The following is a 15,831-nucleotide window of genomic DNA, read 5'->3' as shown; positions in this document are numbered from 1 at the left end:
TTTGACCATGCGATCCAGGCATTTGAAATTGCTCGCCGCAGCCACATTGACCGCTTGCACCCTTGCCAGCGGCATTGCACAAGCGGCCGGCGTACTCACCATCGGTTGCCGTGAAGAAAGCACCACGTTCGACCCGATCAAGAGCGCGCAAAACCGCGATACCTGGGTGTTTTCCAATGTCTACGACACACTGATCCGGGTCGACAAGGCCGGCAGCAAAATGGAACCCGGCCTGGCTGAAAGCTGGAAAGTCTCCGACGATGGCCTGACCTACACCTTCAAAATGCGCGCGGCGAAATTCTCCGACGGCTCGCCAATCACGGCCGATGATGCGGCATTCAGTCTGTTGCGCACTCGCGATAACAAGGCCTCGCTGTGGAGCGATGCCTACAAACTGATCGACACGGCAAAAGCGACCGATCCGCGTACCCTAGTCGTCACCCTGACCACCCCGTCGGTACCGTTCCTCTCGCAATTGGCCTCGCCGACCGTGTCGGTTCTCTCGCAGAAGGCCATGACCCGTATGGGCGAAGATGCCTATGCTCAGGAGCCTGTGGTCTCAGGGGCATTTTTTGTCAAGGAGTGGCTGCGCGGCGACCGCGTGAAGCTGGAGAAGAACCCGCATTTCTGGCAGGCCGACAAGGTCAGCCTGGATGGCGTGGAGTGGATTTCCATTCCGGACGACAATACCCGGATGCTCAAGGTGCAGGCAGGCGAACTGGACTCCGCGATCTTCGTACCATTTTCGCGAGTCGATGCACTGCGCAAGGACCCCAACCTGACCATCCACTCCGACCCTTCCACTCGGGAAGATCACCTGCTGATCAACCATGAGCACGGGCTACTGAGCAAGCCTGAAGTGCGTCAGGCACTGGACATGGCCATCAACAAAAAATCGGTGGTCGATACCGTCACCTTCGGCCATGGCCAGGAGGCTTACTCCTACATCCCCAAGGGCTCGCTTTACCACTACGCCGACAACTTGAAGCGTCCATTCGACCCAACCAAGGCCAAGCAGATGCTCAGCGATGCCGGCGCAGCGGGCATGAAGCTGAACTATGTCGTCAACGCCGGCAACGAAGCCGATGAGCAGATTGCCGTGCTGGTTCAGCAGCAACTGGCGGCCGTCGGTGTGACCGCCACCCTGCAAAAGGTCGACCCCACCCAGAGCTGGCAGATGCTGGTGGACGGTGACTACGACCTGTCTGTGATGTACTGGACCAACGACATCCTTGACCCGGACCAGAAGACCACCTTCGTTCTGGGCCACGACACCAACATGAACTACATGACCCGCTACAAGAACGACAAGGTCAAGAATCTGGTGTCGGCTGCCCGAGTGGAAGCGGAGCCGGCCAAGCGTGAACAGATGTACGTCGACTTACAGAAGGTCGCCAAACAGGACGTCAACTGGATCGACCTCTACTACAGTCCGTACATCAATATTTCGCGCAAGAACATCGAGCACTTCCAGCAGAATCCACTGGGGCGTTTCTCTCTTGAGGAAACGGTGAAGAACTAAGGAATAAGTTGTGCTGAAGCAAGCAGCTCCAGCGCAACCCAGACTGATCCAGAAAAAAAATGGACCTCTGAAAAGAGGTCCATTTTTTTTGGCATAAAAAAACGCCGGACCGGATCGGCGTTGGCGTTTTCTGTAAAGACAATCATCCGGGACTCCCGCAATACCTGCCGGCGGAGGCCATACTTGGATGAGTATAAGGAAAATGGCAGGGGCGGCTGGATTCGAACCAACGCATGGCAGGATCAAAACCTGCTGCCTTACCGCTTGGCGACGCCCCTGTATCTGTTGCGGCGAGTGCTCGGCACTCTCTTTCTGATTTGTCCTTGTGGACAAGCCCTGTAAGGGCCGCTGCAAGAACGGGCGGGAATTTATCAACTTTCGCTTCGTCTGGGAAGGCCAACACAAAAATATATTTGTTTTAAAACAGATGCTTACTCCTGATCCTGGAGGGTGCCATGGCAGCTGTTACCGACACACTGAAGCTGTTTCTCGCCGGCGATGTCATGACCGCCCGCGGCATCGACTCCGTACTGCCACATCCTGGCGATCCGCGGCTTTACGAAGACTACGTCAAGAATGCCGGCGTTTACGTCCGGCTGGCAGAAAGACTCAATGGCCCGATCCCCCTCCCCGTCGATTTCACCTATGTGTGGGGCGCTGCGCTAGATGAGCTTGAACTTCGCCAGCCACATGCACGCATCATCAATCTGGAAACTGCGGTGTCCCGCCGTGGACGACCGGAGCAAAAGGGCATCAATTACCGCATGACCCCGGAGAACTTCCCGGCCATCAGTGCAGCCGGCATCGACTGCTGCGTGCTGGCCAACAACCATGTGCTGGACTGGGGAGCAGCCGGCCTGGCCGATACGCTGGAGACCTTGTCGAGCAACGGCATGTGCAGCGCCGGCGCCGGGCACAACCGACAATCTGCCGAAGCGCCTGCCGTGCTGCCGCAGTCTGGCGGACGGCGCTTGCTGGTGTTTGGCCTCGGCGCACCCGACAGTGGCATACCGCCGGACTGGGCCGCCACGGATAAGCGAACGGGCGTGGCGCGGCTGGAAGATCTGACTATGCAAAGCCTGCGCCCTGTGGCCAAACGGATTCTCGAAAGCAAAAAACCGGGGGATCTGGTGGTCGCTTCCATTCATTGGGGCGGCAACTGGGGGTTCGATATCCCGCGCGAGCAGGTCCGGTTCGCCCATGCCTTGATCGACGAGGCCGGAGTTGACGTGGTGCATGGGCATTCCTCGCACCACATCAAGGGCATTGAGGTGTATCGCGAACATCTGATTCTTTATGGCTGCGGTGATCTGCTGAACGATTACGAAGGCATCGAGGGCCACACAGCCTTTCGCGGCGACCTGGGGCTGCTGTACTTTGCCTCGCTGGACCCGAGCGGGCACCTGCAGTCGCTGGAGTTGATCCCCACCCGCCTCTGTCGCTTTCGCATCTGTCGCGCCGAAGGTGATGACCGTCAATGGCTGCACGACACCCTTTCCCGCGAGTGCGCACGCTTGGGCAGCAGCATCCAGCCGGGTGCAAAAAATGCCTTCGAGTTGCGTTGAGGTGCCTCTGAACACATGAAAGTTTCCCAATGCCTTTTTTTGTAGGAGCCAGGCTTGCCGGCGAAAGCGCTCTTAAGGACGCCTTCGCCGGCAAGCCTGGCTCCTACAAAAAGCGCTTTGCTCGCTTCCCGTTTTTTTTCATTTCTGCGTCGCTTTTGCATTTTTGTGCGACAGATTCCACTTCCGGGACTCCCGTACCACTCCCTCGTGGTGTTAGTTTGGGAAAGTTTCTGACTCATCGACCAGATATTTCTCACAAACTGCCTGCAAAGGAATGCCTCAACAATGGATTTATCACTCAAGCACCTGGCCGCGACAACCCTGATGCTGGCCAGCCTTTCGTCGTTCACCACGTCAGCGCACGCCAACATCACTGCGCAACAGAGCGCGACCATCCTCAAGACTTTCAGTGACGCATCAGTAACCGATTTCAGGCAGTTCCTGAGTCGCTTGGCCAAGAGCGACCTTGCCAAAACCAGCGATCTCGGCCCGGCAATCAGTGCCTTCCAGAGCAACAAGACCCTTACCCCTGAACAACAGAACGAAATCCATCGCCTGCTTGGCCTCTATGCACGGGTGAAATACGGCAATGCGGCCACCGAGACCCTGCGCGAGCTGGTGGCAATCCCGACCTTCCGCGTGGACGGCGTTGAACAGCACGATAATCCCGAATTCATCAAGATCGCCGACAAGCTCAAGGGCCTTGCCCAGGCCTTCAACCTGAACTTTCGCAACATCGACAACCGCGTCTATGAGATTTCCCTCGCAGGCAACGGCGATGAAGTCGTAGGTATTCACGCGCATGCCGATGTGGTGCCCGTAACCCCAGAGAACTGGGTCCTGAAAGACGGCACCCGACTCGATCCGTTCAAGGTCACCCTGGTCGGCGACCGCATGTATGGCCGGGGCACCGAGGATGACAAGAACGGCATCGTGGTGGCGCTCTACGCCATGAAAATCATCAAGGAAGAGAAGCTGCCGCTGGCCAGGAATTTCAAACTGCTGGTGGACACCACCGAAGAAACCACGGGCGACGCCATCCCCTATTACTTCGAACACAACCCGACACCCAACTACAACCTGGCGCTGGATGGCGGCTATCCGGTGGTGATTGCCGAGAAAGGCTACGGCACCGTCATGGCCAGTTTCCCTCGGCGCGCCGCAGAGGGCAAAGGCGCCGAAATCACCGCAATGACCGGCGGCCTGGCAACCAACCAGATTCCGTCGACTTCGGTCGCCACTCTGGTGACTGCCAAGCCCGCCGAATTGGCCGCCAGCCTGCAGAAGGCAGGTAGCGATTATGCCAAGCGCAATGGCGGCGACTTCGAGGTGGTCGCCAAGGTCGTCGGCAAGGACGTCCAGCTGACGGTCACCGGCGTTTCCGCCCACTCCTCCGAACCCGAGTCAGGCGTCAACCCGGTGGCAAGGATGCTGGACTTCATCAACAGCCTCGACGGGAAGGTTGCGCTCAAACACAACCACATTACCGACGCCGCCCGCTACGCCGCCGAAAACTGGGGACTGGACTACCTGGGAGGCAAATTGGGGGTCGGTTTTTCCGATGACTTCATGGGACCGCTGACCGCATCCCTGACCTATGTCGGAATGGATGAAAAAGCCATCAAACTCGCGGTCAACCTGCGCGTGCCAAAGGGCAAATCCCCTGAAGTGCTCAAGACCGAAATCGCCGACAAGCTTGGCGCCTGGAGCAAGAAGACCCACATTGCAGCGGGTTTCGACTACTCGATCGCCGAGCCGATGCATCGCAACCCCGAGGGTGAATGGGTCAAGGCCCTGCTGGCCGTGGCCAGCGAAAACCTTGGCATGGAACACAAGTTCGGCACCTCGGCCGGCGCCACCTCGGTCCATGAGCTGCCCAATGGCGTGCAGTTCGGTCTGGCCAGGCCCGAGGTCAAGTACACCGGCCACAACGACAACGAGTTCAAGACTGTCGACCAGTTCCTGCTGGACCTGCAGATCGTGACCGAAATGTTCGGGCGCATCGGGCAGTTGCCGAAACTCTGATCCCCCTTTCGGACCCGCTATTCTGGCGGGTCCATTTCTATGCGAATGGGGCTGGGTGGCCTTTAAACGTCAACTCATCCCATGCCTGGTCGACAGGATCTCTTTATGCCGCTGAGTTTTCATAAAATGCACGCCAATGGCGATGACTTCGTCATTGTGGACTCGCGAAATTCGGCCAATCCAATGACAAGTGCCCTGGCTCAGCGATTGGGTGATCGGCACCGAGGAATCGGATTCAATCAACTCGCGGTGGTGCTCGATTGCGATGATGCAGCGGCGCGCTTGATGTTCTGGAACGCCGATGGTTCCACGCTGGATGCGTGTGGCAGCGCAACGCGTGGTGCCGCGGATAGGCTGATGCGTGAATCAAATGTTACTTCGATAGCGCTGCGAACCAACCGTGGTCTGCTCACGTGTGAACGAACCTCAAGCGGCGCGATTTCCGTGAACATGGGGGAACCGCTTTTCGGCTGGTCGGATATTCCCCTGGCCCTGGAACTGGATACTGCTGTTTTACCACTGGCGGGTGACCCAGCAGCGACCAGCATGGGCAATCCGCACTGCACCTATTTTGTCGATGACCTAACCGCCGTTGATATAGCGACCCTCGGACCGACCATTGAAACCAACCCTCTGTTTCCCCTCAAGACGAACGTGCATTTCGTCCAGATCATTAACCGAAAGCACATTCGGTTGCGCATTTGGGAGCGCGGCGGTGGCATTCCGCTCGGTTCAGGCTCCTGCTCTTGTGGCGCCGCGGTTAACGGAATTCGTCGCGGCTTGTTAGACCATTGCGTTGAGGTTGAATGTGATGGCGGCACAGTAACGGTTCGATGGGATGGCGTGGGACCGGTCTTTCTCATCGGGCCGGTAGAAACAACGTTTTCGGGAACGGTTCACGACAGTCTCTCCTTCAGGCTATGAACCGGCGGCCATCGCATAACTGACCTATTCTGAATCGACCGACAAAAGATCACCCTTTTGAGGTACCTGAACTCGTTACAGCAATGGAGGCTGAATGATGAAGGAGCAATCGATTGAGTTTCGCGCTGGAGAGGCGCCTACGCCGCACTCTTCGCCCCTCGCCATGACCCGTCCCACCCAATCCCCCACGCTCAATAGCCGCATCGAGCTTTATACCCAGGAGGCGATGGTCAACTGGCTAGGCCCGTTGCAGCTAATGCGCACGGGCTTGCAAACGGCTGTCGCCACCACGATGGGTGCCTTCGCGGACCCACGTGAGGTGTTGGCCATGCTCAACCCTCGGGACTCTAACCCGCCTATCCAGGTGGCTGCCGACGGTGACGTATGGATCGATTATCTGGCCGATACCGGCGATGGCTGGGACTCCACCTACTCGATGGCGCTGTGCGTCAGCCATGCTGTCGAGTTGCCGGAACACCAGCTCTCGCTGCCGCGCGGTGATGTGCTGCTGCTTGGCGGCGATCAGGTCTATCCCACACCGGCCCGCAACGGCTACCGCACTCGCTTCCTTGATCCCTTCCGCGCCGCATTTCCCGCGCCGGTACCCAAGGAGCGCCCTAATGACCAGGACCAGCCCGTGCGGCAGCCGGGTGCACCGTGGATATTGGCGACGCCCGGCAACCATGATTGGTATGACGGTCTGCGCGGTTTCTCCCAACTGTTTTGCGAGCAGAAGCCCATCGGCGCCTGGGAAACCCGCCAGCGCACCGGTTACTACGTGCTGCAATTGCCCCATGGCTGGTGGATCTGGGGCCTGGATCTGCAGTTTGAGTCCATGATCGACCGACAGCAGAAGCAATACTTCGAGCAGATGCACGCCAAACTGCAGCCAGGCGATCGCGTGATCCTCTGTACACCTGAGCCGAGCTGGGTGGATGAGGCCGAACGGCTGGCACGCGAGGAGAGCAAGGCCTTGCCCTCGATCGAAACCCAGACGCCGCGCTTTCGCAGCCTGCGCGAGATCGAGGAACTCTTGGGTGATCACCTGGCGGTGGTCTTGGCCGGAGACTCGCACCATTACGCGCGCTACCAGCCAAAAGCTGGCACCCAGGCGCCGCAGCGCATCACCTGCGGAGGCGGTGGCGCCTTCTTGAATGCCACACATCAGCTTCCCGATCCGCCCAAGCCGATCAACGTTGGCGGCACCCGGCAGCACTACGAGCTGGCGGCGGTCTACCCGGACAAAAAAACCTCCGAGCAACTGCGTAATCGGGCATGGCGGCTACCTACCCGCAATCTCTCGTTCTGCGGCATGCTGGCCATCTTGTACCTGCTGTTTGACTGGATGGTACAAAGCGCCAGCACGGTGCCCCACCCGGCACGAGGCAACCGCAGCCTGATGGACGTGTTGTCTGACCTCCAAGCGTCTATTTCCAACATCAGCGAAGTGTGGCGACACCTGCTCCTGGTCATGTCACACAGTCCTTCGTCAGTGATGTTCGCCGTGATCATTGTGCTGGGTTGCGCAGTGTTCTCAGCCGCCGGGGTCAAGCGCACCCGAAAGCTCGCCTATGCCATCGGCGCTGCTCACGGGGTACTTCATCTGGGACTGGCGATCGGACTGCTGTGGCTCATGGGCCGCGTCAACATCCACTACTTGCAGCTCGAGGTAGAAAACCTGCACCAGGTTTTGTTGTTCCTGGCGGAGACACTGGTGCTCGGCGGCAGTTTGGGAGGCCTGTTGTTCGGTGCATGGATGGTGATGGGCAACACCTTTTGGGGGCTACATAGCGAGGCGGTTTTTTCCTCGCAGTGCATCGCCGACCACAAATGCTTCCTGCGCATGCACTTCAAAGGCGACCAACTGACCCTTTACCCACTCAAGCTGGAGAAGGTCTGCCGGCGCTGGTCCCTGGGATCAGGAGTCGCCAAACTGGCGAAGGTGCAGCGCACCTGGAGGTTGCGGGCAACGCCTGAAAGCACCGGCCCGCGCTTCGTGCCAGCCTCGGGTGCGCTCGAACTGCAACTGATCGAGCCGCCCATCGAGATTCAGCGTGGAAGAGCTGTCCCGTAGGAGCCAGGATTGCCGGTCAGTTAAGCGAAATTTCTGTAGGAGCGAGGCTTGCCCGCGAAGAATGCACCGCGGTTTTTCAGGTATTACGCGTCATCGTTCTTCGCGGGCAAGCCTCGCTCCTACAGATTTCGCCTTAACTGACAGGCATTACGGCAAGCCTGGCTCCTACAGGTTCGGCCTGTCGCAGATGAAGCAGAAATCAGAACCAGGTTTCCATCTGTATGCCGTACTGCCATACACCACCGGCGTTGAAGTCCGACTTGCCGAAGTTGTCTGTGGAACTGTATCTGTCCAGGTCCGAAGACCAGTTCATGAGGCTTGCGAACAATCGCAATTCGGGGCGTGTGAGCAGGTCTCCAACGTCAGGTTTGAATGTCGGGGCGATCGTGAATTTCCAGAAGTTACCGTCGACCGCATTACGTTGCATGTAGCCCTTGGGGTCGAGGTCCATGGTTTGCCAGCTCATTTCGTAGGCCATCTCGAAATTGCTGTTGATTTCATTGGCCAACCGCACGTTCAGGGTCATCCAGCGGTAATCGTCACCCTTGACGTACCTGTCCTTGCTCTGTTCGGCCAACAAGCTAGGACCGATGCGCCAGCCGGGGGCAATGGGCGTCTCACCATAAACCGCCAGACGCAGCGCGCGGGCGTCGTCGATCAGTTCGCCATCCGAGCCAATGTTCTTGACCTCTGCCCCCAGACCTTGCCCGTAGAGCAGTGCCGTTTTGAAGAAGCCTTCCCTGCCGAAAAAGTCTTTCTGGTGATTGGCCAGCATGCTGTGCAAGCCGGAATCCGCCGGCGCCAGGCCCGCCTCATTGGTGCGGGTGGCAAAGTCGTTTTTCTTCGAGCCAATGCCATTGAACATCCACTGCCATTGACCATTATCGAAGTATTGGTTGGAGGTCAGGATGTAGCTTTCCACATCGGCATTGACACCGCCCTCACTGAAATCCCCGTAGTTACGCCCGATCAAAGAGTAGTTCGAGCGCCAGTCCTTGTTCATCTGCACATCGTAGATTCCACCCCCGGTGCCGGCCAGAAAGATGACGTCCGAGTCCAGCCAGTGGATGTCGAAGTTATCTCTGTCGAATCGTTTGCCTGCCCACAGAGTGGAATTTTCAAACACTGAGTTGCCCTTGAAGGCGGCGAGATGATCGAGTTCGGTAAATACCTGACGCACGTTCAGGTTGCTCTCATCGGCCGTCCAGTCATTGGAACTCTCCACACCGTCGGCGATGGACACCGTGAATTTGGAACGGGTGCCGTTCTGCGCATAGAGCTCTTTCGACAGGTCTATGCGCATGTAAGTATCGTCTTCGTTACCCAGTCGCCCGACTGCGCCACCGACTGAACCGGCAGGGGTTGTGTAAGGACCGCCACGGCCACCACCCAGCCCATCGTTGATCAGCAATCCGGAACGGGCGTAGCCCTTGAAGCTGAAGCCGTCAGTCAGGTGTCCGCTACTGTCCTGCTTTTCCATGCTTTGCTGACGGGCTTCGAGTTTTGCCAGTCGAGTATCCAAAGTGGGCGCCGCAGTGGCTGCTGCAGTAGACGCCGCCGACTGCAAGGCGGGAGTAGCCAGTTTGATCTGCTGCAATTCTCTGGCAAGTGCCTGGGTTTGCTGTTCAGCTGCGGCTGCACGTTTTTCCGCGGCGCTGGCACGGGCTTCAAACGCGGCCATGCGCTCTTCCAGAGTCGCGGCCTGAGAGGTTGCCGCCGAGGTGCCGAGCACGCCTGCGAGTAGCCAGCTTGATGCTTTTTGCATGTGGGTTTCCCTGTTTTGTTTTTATTGTTCTGTTGCCGCGACTGACCTTTTTCCTATGAATTCTGAATTGTCCAAACCCATGAAAAAAAGGATGCCTCATCGCAAATACGCTGCTACATTTGGCGATGTTAACGTTAACTTTTCTTAAAACAAAAATAAAGAGGGCTTTATGAAACAGCTGAAATCTCTCCTTCCAGCAGCACTGCTCACCCTTTTTGCCGGGCTTCCATCCCTCTCGAGCGCAGCCGATTTGACGATCTCGTGTGGGGCGGTGGGGGCGGAGTTACAACTCTGCAAGGAGGCTGTCGAGGCGTGGTCGAAACAGACCGGCAACCACGTCGAGGTGGTCTCAACACCTAACTCGGCAACCGAGAGGTTGTCGTTCTACCAACAGATCCTCAGTGCGCAGTCCAGCGACATCGACATCATTCAAATCGATATGGTGTGGCCGGGAATGCTGGCCAAACATCTGATGGATCTGCGCGAGGTGCTTCCTGCCAACGCAACACAAGGCTACTTCCAGGCACAGGTGGATAACGCCACGGTGAACGGACGGCTGGTGACGATGCCGTGGTTCACCGACTCGGGTCTGCTGTATTACCGCAAGGACTTGCTCGAGAAGTACAACCAACAGGTTCCCCAGACTTGGGAAGAAATGACCGCTACCGCCCGGAATATTCAACAGGCCGAGCGCACTGCCGGGAATCCCAATGCCTGGGGTTACATCTTTCAGGGGCGCGCCTACGAGGGCCTGACGTGTAATGCGCTGGAGTGGATCAGCAGCCAACCGCAAGGCGGGCTGGTCAATCCGCAAGGCGACATCGTGGTCAACAGCCAGGCCTCAAGAACGGCGTTGACCCTGGCGAAAAGCTGGGTAGGAGACATCTCCCCGCGTGGCGTACTCAATTACACCGAGGAAGAAGGCCGGGGCGTATTCCAGTCGGGCAATGCGCTGTTCATGCGTAACTGGCCGTATGTCTGGGCCTTGGTGCAAAGCCAGGACAGTGCGGTAAAAGACAAGGTCGGGGTCGCTCCCCTGCCCCGTGGCGGCGAGACCGGCACCCATGCATCCACCCTCGGTGGCTGGGGTCTGGCGGTATCGCGTTACAGCGCCCATCCAAAACTTGCGGCAGAACTGGTGAGCTACCTGACCAGTGCCCAAGAGCAAAAACGCCGCGCCCTGATAGGCGCCTATAACCCGGTGATCGAGTCACTCTATCAAGACCCCGAATTGCTCGCGGCCATGCCTTATTACGCTCAGCTGCACAGCATTCTCAACGATGGGGTCATGCGCCCCGCCTCAATAACCGCCGATCGCTATCCACGGGTCTCCAATGCGTTCTTCGATCGAGTGCATGGCGTGCTGGCGGGCGAGTTGCCTGTCGATCAGGCGCTGGCCGAGCTGGAAAGCGAACTCACACGCATCAAACGCCGGAACTGGTAAGCCACAAGGAAGAAAATCACCATGTCTGTCTCTACTACCCATGTCCCCTGTGACGAGCTTCTGCTCACCAGGGAAACGCCCGTACAACGACGCCGGGTACGCGCCGCCTGGCTGTTTCTGACACCGATGTTGCTGTGCCTGGCCCTGGTGGCGGCCTGGCCGCTACTGCGCACATTCTGGTTCAGCCTGACCGACGCCAGTCTGTCGGACACCGGTGGCGGATCCTTCATCGGCCTGAGCAATTATCTGTTCCACAACGGTACCAACTGGTCGGGCATCCTGGTCGATCCACAATGGTGGAACGCGGTGCGCAACACCTTGCATTTCACCGTGGTGTCGGTGGGACTGGAAGTCGTACTGGGACTGTTGGTGGCGTTGCTGCTCAACATCAAATTCACCGGACGTTCTCTGGTGCGGGCGATGATTCTGATTCCCTGGGCGATTCCGACCATTGTCTCGGCAAAGATCTGGTCATGGATGCTTAACGACCAGTTCGGCATCATCAATCACCTGATGCTGAGCCTCGGCCTGATTGACGCGCCCCTGGCCTGGACGGCCGATGCGGACCTGTCGATGTGGGCAGTGATCCTCGTCGACGTCTGGAAGACCGTCCCGTTTGTCACGCTGCTGATGCTGGCGGCCTTGCAGATGTTGCCGAGCGATTGCTACGAAGCCGCGAGGGTCGATGGCATTCATCCGCTGAAAGTGTTCTGGCGTGTCACCCTTCCCCTATTAATGCCTGCATTGTTGGTGGCGGCAATCTTCCGCATCCTCGACTCGCTGCGGGTATTCGACGTGATCTATGTGCTGACCTCGAACTCATCGAGCACCATGAGCATGTCGGTGTATGCCCGTCAGCACCTGGTGGAGTTCCAGGACGTCGGTTACGGCAGCGCGGCCTCGACGCTGTTGTTTCTGGTGGTAGCGGTCATCGCCCTGCTTTATCTCTACCTCGGACGTCGTCAACTGGAGGTCCGGTCATGAGCCTGCGCCTACTGAAAAAAGCGCTGTTGCGCCTCGGGTTTTGGTGCCTGATCGGGGTGTTACTGCTCTATGCGGTTTTCCCTTTCTACTACGCCATCGTCACGTCGCTGAAGCCATCCAGCGCCTTGTTCGAGGTGAGCTACTGGATCAAAAACCCCGACTTCTCCAATTACGCGGCAGTGCTCAGCCAAGCCTCATTCCTGCGAGCTATCGGTAATTCACTGGTGGTCGCGCTTAGCGTGGTGACACTGGCGCTGTTCCTCAGCCTGACCGCCGCCTATGCCTTGGGCCGGGTGAAGTTCCGTGGCCGTGGCACCGTCTTGATGATGGTCCTTGGCGTGTCGATGTTTCCCCAAGTCGCGGTGCTGTCGGGGCTGTTCGAAGTGATCCGCGCACTGGGTCTTTACAACACCTCCTGGGCATTGATTCTGAGCTACACGATTTTCACCCTGCCCTTCACCGTTTGGGTGCTGACCACGTTCATGGGGCAACTGCCTCATGAACTGGAAGAAGCGGCAATCATGGATGGCGCCTCGCCCTGGGTCACGCTGACCCGCGTGCTGTTGCCGTTGCTCTGGCCCGCACTGGTCACCACTGGCTTATTGGCCTTCATCGCAGCGTGGAACGAGTTCCTGTTTGCCCTGACCTTCACCCTTACCGACACCCAACGCACGGTACCGGTCGCCATCGCCTTGATTTCCGGCGGCAGCCCCCATGAGTTGCCTTGGGGGTTGTTGATGGCCGCCTCGGTGGTGGTCACCGTCCCATTGGTGATTCTGGTGCTGATCTTCCAGCGCCGAATCGTTTCCGGTCTCACTGCCGGCGCGTTAAAGGGTTGATGCCCAACAAAGACAAGGAACAGCATCGTGATCAAATTGAAACTGGACAACGTGAACAAACAATTGGGCGGCGCGCGGATTCTTCGCGACGTCAACCTGGAAATCGCAGCGGGTGAATTCGTCGTGTTCGTCGGCCCTTCGGGCTGCGGAAAGTCGACCCTGCTAAGACTGATCGCCGGGCTGGATTCGATCTGCGGCGGCGACCTGCTGATCGACGGGCGTCGTGTCAACGACCTGGAGCCGCGCGAGCGTGGCGTCGGCATGGTGTTTCAGTCCTATGCGCTGTACCCGCACATGAGCGTCTACGACAACATCAGCTTTGGCCTCAAACTGGCCAAGACGGAAAAGACCAGCCTGCGCGAGCGCGTGCTGAAAACGGCGCAAATCCTGCAATTGGACAAACTGCTGCAACGTAAGCCAAAGGAACTGTCCGGCGGGCAACGTCAGCGTGTGGCCATGGGCAGAGCCATGGCGCGGGAGCCGGACATTTTGTTGTTCGATGAGCCGCTTTCCAACCTGGACGCGTCCTTGCGGGTGCAGATGCGCAACGAAATCGCCCGGCTGCATGCTCGACTCGGCTCGACCATGATCTACGTCACCCACGATCAAGTTGAAGCGATGACCCTGGCCGACAAAATTGTCGTGCTCAATGGTGGTCGCGTAGAACAGGTCGGCTCACCGCGCGAACTCTATGAGCGCCCGGCCAGCCGCTTTGTCGCCGGTTTTCTCGGTTCGCCCCGGATGAATTTTCTGCCGGCACGCCTGCAAACGCCAGGCGAAACCAGCCTGGTCGACACCTTCGTATGGGGTATCACGTCCCTGCCCTTCGACAGCTCGAAGCTGGTGGCAGGTACGCAGCTGACCCTGGGGATTCGCCCAGAGCACCTGTCGCTCAAGGCGGCAAATGGAACCGCCGGCGTGGTCGTGACCGCCGTCGAATACCTGGGCAGCGAAACCTATGTGCACCTCGAGACAGGCCAGGAGGAACCACTGATCTGTCGTTGCGAAGTCAGCGCCGGATGGCAGGCAGGCGATCGGGTTGAGCTGCAGCTGGACATCGACAACCTGCACCTGTTCGACGCCGACGGCGCGGCCTTGAGCCGTCACCCACACGCCATTGAAACCCTGCCGGATGGCGTTTCACAACGCCCGGTACGAGCACGCGCCCTATGACTGTGTCTTTGAATTCCATGAGTGTTCCAATGTCCGCTGCCCTTGATATTGCGCAGCATGCGCTGCGTGAGGGTCTGTCTCGCGTCGTCGATGATTATCGACCCGGTTATCATATTGCCCCTCTCGTGGGCTGGATGAACGACCCCAACGGGGTGGTGTACTTTCGTGGCGAATACCACGTGTTCTATCAGCACCATCCCTTCGACGCGAAATGGGGCCCGATGTATTGGGGGCATGCCAAGAGTGCCGACCTGGTCCATTGGCAGCATCTGCCCATTGCACTGGCGCCCGGCGATGACTTCGACCGCGACGGTTGTTTTTCCGGTAGCGCGGTGGTGTGTGGAGACACCCTGGCGCTGATCTACACCGGGCACACCTGGCTGGGGGAAGTGGGTGACGAGCGCTCGATACGCCAAGTCCAGTGCCTGGCCACCAGCACCGACGGCATCCGGTTCGTCAAGCATGGCGCCGTCATCGAGACCGCGCCGCAAGACACGATCATGCACTTTCGTGACCCCAAGGTGTGGCAGGAGGATGACTGCTGGTACCTGATTGCCGGCGCGCGTCTGGGCGATGTGCCGTTGCTCCCGCTGTACCGTTCCACGGATCTGCACACCTGGGAATTCCTCGACTATGTGTCCAGCGGCAGCGAGGGCGATGGCTATATGTGGGAGTGCCCGGATCTGTTCCGACTGAACGGACGCGATGTGCTGCTCTACTCCCCCCAAGGCATGCAACCCGAGGGTTACGAACGGCTGAACAAGTACCAGACCGGTTATCGAGTGGGCCAACTCGACAGCGAATGGCACTTCACCGGCGGGCCTTTTATCGAGCTGGATAACGGCCACGATTTCTATGCCGCGCAAACGCTGGTGGCTGCCGATGGTCGGCGCCTGCTGTGGGCGTGGCTCGACATGTGGGAAAGCCCGATGCCGAGCCAGGCCCATCACTGGTGCGGCATGCTCGGTTTACCGCGCGAACTTGAACTGCACGGCGATCGCCTTTGCGTGTATCCGGCACGGGAGCTCACCGCTCTGCGCAAGGCGCCATTGCCGGGTACGCCTTGGTGGGATGAGTCGGGAACCCGGTGCGTGCCGCAAGTGAATGGCGACATGCTCGAAATCCATGTGCATCTGGATTTGCGCGGTTGCAGCGACGGCCACCTCGGAATCGCCTTGCGTTGCAGCGACGATGACCATGAAGAGACCTTGCTTTACTACGATGCATTGCTGCGGCGTCTGGTGCTGGACCGCAGCCGCTCGGGTGCGCAAGTCACCGGTCAGCGCAGCGTGTCGATAGACCCGACACAAGAGCGACTGGAATTGCGCGTGTTTCTCGATCGCTCCTCCATCGAGGTGTTCGACGAACACGGCCGCTTCAGCTTCAGCAGTCGCCTCTATCCGCGGCCCGACAGTCTGGGAGTGAAGCTGTTTGCCAGCGGGAGTGGCGGACGTGTCTCGATTCCCAAGGCATGGCCTCTGGCCTCGGGATGGCTATGAGCGGCGTCATTCGAGTC

Annotated in this window: 12 protein-coding genes and 1 tRNA gene; 10 read left to right on the top strand and 3 right to left on the bottom strand. The window is 58.7% G+C overall.

From position 1 onward, the window contains the following. Positions 1–7 precede the first annotated feature (7 nt). Positions 8–1,522 carry an ABC transporter substrate-binding protein gene (locus TU81_RS02270; protein WP_048393106.1) on the top strand — a complete coding sequence of 505 codons (1,515 nt, stop codon included), beginning with the start codon at positions 8–10 and terminating at the stop codon, positions 1,520–1,522. On the opposite strand, the gene TU81_RS30175 is transcribed toward TU81_RS02270, so the two are convergent. Then, positions 1,519–1,668, bottom strand: a complete 150-nt coding sequence (locus TU81_RS30175; protein ID WP_156877852.1) for a hypothetical protein — start codon at positions 1,666–1,668, stop codon at positions 1,519–1,521. The two genes, TU81_RS02270 and TU81_RS30175, sit on opposite strands and share 4 nt — an antisense overlap. A gap of 57 nt (positions 1,669–1,725) precedes the next feature. Then, positions 1,726–1,800 (bottom strand) — tRNA-Gln (locus tag TU81_RS02265). 177 nt (positions 1,801–1,977) lie between these two features. On the opposite strand from TU81_RS02265, the gene TU81_RS02260 reads away from it, so the two are divergent. The 4 genes from TU81_RS02260 (at position 1,978) to TU81_RS02245 (ending at position 8,110) form a co-directional block, all read left to right on the top strand. After that, the gene (locus TU81_RS02260; RefSeq protein ID WP_048393104.1) at positions 1,978–3,087 is read left to right on the top strand and encodes a CapA family protein; all 1,110 of its coding nucleotides are present in this window, start codon (positions 1,978–1,980) and stop codon (positions 3,085–3,087) included. Between the two features lie 285 nt (positions 3,088–3,372). Continuing rightward, positions 3,373–5,112: a dipeptidase gene (locus TU81_RS02255; RefSeq protein ID WP_048393102.1), complete on the top strand. Its 1,740-nt coding sequence runs from the start codon at positions 3,373–3,375 to the stop codon at positions 5,110–5,112. Between the two features lie 105 nt (positions 5,113–5,217). After that, on the top strand, positions 5,218–6,036 hold the full coding sequence (gene dapF, locus TU81_RS02250; protein WP_048393101.1) for a diaminopimelate epimerase: 819 nt from the start codon (positions 5,218–5,220) through the stop codon (positions 6,034–6,036). Positions 6,037–6,133: 97 nt separating this feature from the next. Continuing rightward, positions 6,134–8,110: a metallophosphoesterase gene (locus tag TU81_RS02245; protein ID WP_048393638.1), complete on the top strand. Its 1,977-nt coding sequence runs from the start codon at positions 6,134–6,136 to the stop codon at positions 8,108–8,110. Positions 8,111–8,309: 199 nt separating this feature from the next. On the opposite strand, the gene TU81_RS02240 is transcribed toward TU81_RS02245, so the two are convergent. After that, entirely contained in the window at positions 8,310–9,875 is a 1,566-nt protein-coding gene (locus TU81_RS02240) for a carbohydrate porin (protein ID WP_038983053.1), read from the bottom strand. Positions 9,876–10,044: 169 nt separating this feature from the next. Here TU81_RS02240 and TU81_RS02235 point away from each other — a divergent pair, with 169 nt between their 5' ends. The 5 genes from TU81_RS02235 to TU81_RS02215 are packed head-to-tail and all read left to right on the top strand — an operon-like array spanning position 10,045 to position 15,814. Next, complete coding sequence (locus tag TU81_RS02235; RefSeq protein ID WP_038983052.1) at positions 10,045–11,319, top strand: ABC transporter substrate-binding protein; 1,275 nt, start codon at positions 10,045–10,047, stop codon at positions 11,317–11,319. A gap of 21 nt (positions 11,320–11,340) precedes the next feature. Further along, positions 11,341–12,303, top strand: coding sequence for a carbohydrate ABC transporter permease (locus tag TU81_RS02230; protein WP_048393099.1), 963 nt, complete (start codon positions 11,341–11,343; stop codon positions 12,301–12,303). Further along, positions 12,300–13,142 (top strand): carbohydrate ABC transporter permease, encoded by an 843-nt coding sequence (locus TU81_RS02225; protein ID WP_038983050.1) that lies wholly within the window; start codon positions 12,300–12,302, stop codon positions 13,140–13,142. The genes TU81_RS02230 and TU81_RS02225 overlap by 4 nt, the downstream gene beginning before the upstream one ends. A gap of 27 nt (positions 13,143–13,169) precedes the next feature. Beyond that, positions 13,170–14,315, top strand: coding sequence for an ABC transporter ATP-binding protein (locus tag TU81_RS02220; protein WP_038983049.1), 1,146 nt, complete (start codon positions 13,170–13,172; stop codon positions 14,313–14,315). Next, on the top strand, positions 14,312–15,814 hold the full coding sequence (locus TU81_RS02215) for a glycoside hydrolase family 32 protein (RefSeq protein WP_080772127.1): 1,503 nt from the start codon (positions 14,312–14,314) through the stop codon (positions 15,812–15,814). The genes TU81_RS02220 and TU81_RS02215 overlap by 4 nt, the downstream gene beginning before the upstream one ends. Positions 15,815–15,831 lie beyond the last annotated feature (17 nt).

This window comes from Pseudomonas lini, from assembly GCF_001042905.1.
In the GTDB taxonomy this organism is placed as follows: domain Bacteria; phylum Pseudomonadota; class Gammaproteobacteria; order Pseudomonadales; family Pseudomonadaceae; genus Aquipseudomonas; species Aquipseudomonas lini.
The sequence above is the reverse complement of the archived record's forward strand: the minus strand, read 5'-3'. Positions and strand labels throughout refer to the sequence as shown.

Coding starts and splice junctions, on each gene's coding strand:
- TU81_RS02270 (WP_048393106.1), top strand. CDS start 8: ATGCGATCCAGGCATTTGAAATTGCTCGCCGCAGCCACATTGACCGCT.
- TU81_RS30175 (WP_156877852.1), bottom strand. CDS start 1,668: ATGATTGTCTTTACAGAAAACGCCAACGCCGATCCGGTCCGGCGTTTT.
- TU81_RS02260 (WP_048393104.1), top strand. CDS start 1,978: ATGGCAGCTGTTACCGACACACTGAAGCTGTTTCTCGCCGGCGATGTC.
- TU81_RS02255 (WP_048393102.1), top strand. CDS start 3,373: ATGGATTTATCACTCAAGCACCTGGCCGCGACAACCCTGATGCTGGCC.
- dapF (WP_048393101.1), top strand. CDS start 5,218: ATGCCGCTGAGTTTTCATAAAATGCACGCCAATGGCGATGACTTCGTC.
- TU81_RS02245 (WP_048393638.1), top strand. CDS start 6,134: ATGAAGGAGCAATCGATTGAGTTTCGCGCTGGAGAGGCGCCTACGCCG.
- TU81_RS02240 (WP_038983053.1), bottom strand. CDS start 9,875: ATGCAAAAAGCATCAAGCTGGCTACTCGCAGGCGTGCTCGGCACCTCG.
- TU81_RS02235 (WP_038983052.1), top strand. CDS start 10,045: ATGAAACAGCTGAAATCTCTCCTTCCAGCAGCACTGCTCACCCTTTTT.
- TU81_RS02230 (WP_048393099.1), top strand. CDS start 11,341: ATGTCTGTCTCTACTACCCATGTCCCCTGTGACGAGCTTCTGCTCACC.
- TU81_RS02225 (WP_038983050.1), top strand. CDS start 12,300: ATGAGCCTGCGCCTACTGAAAAAAGCGCTGTTGCGCCTCGGGTTTTGG.
- TU81_RS02215 (WP_080772127.1), top strand. CDS start 14,312: ATGACTGTGTCTTTGAATTCCATGAGTGTTCCAATGTCCGCTGCCCTT.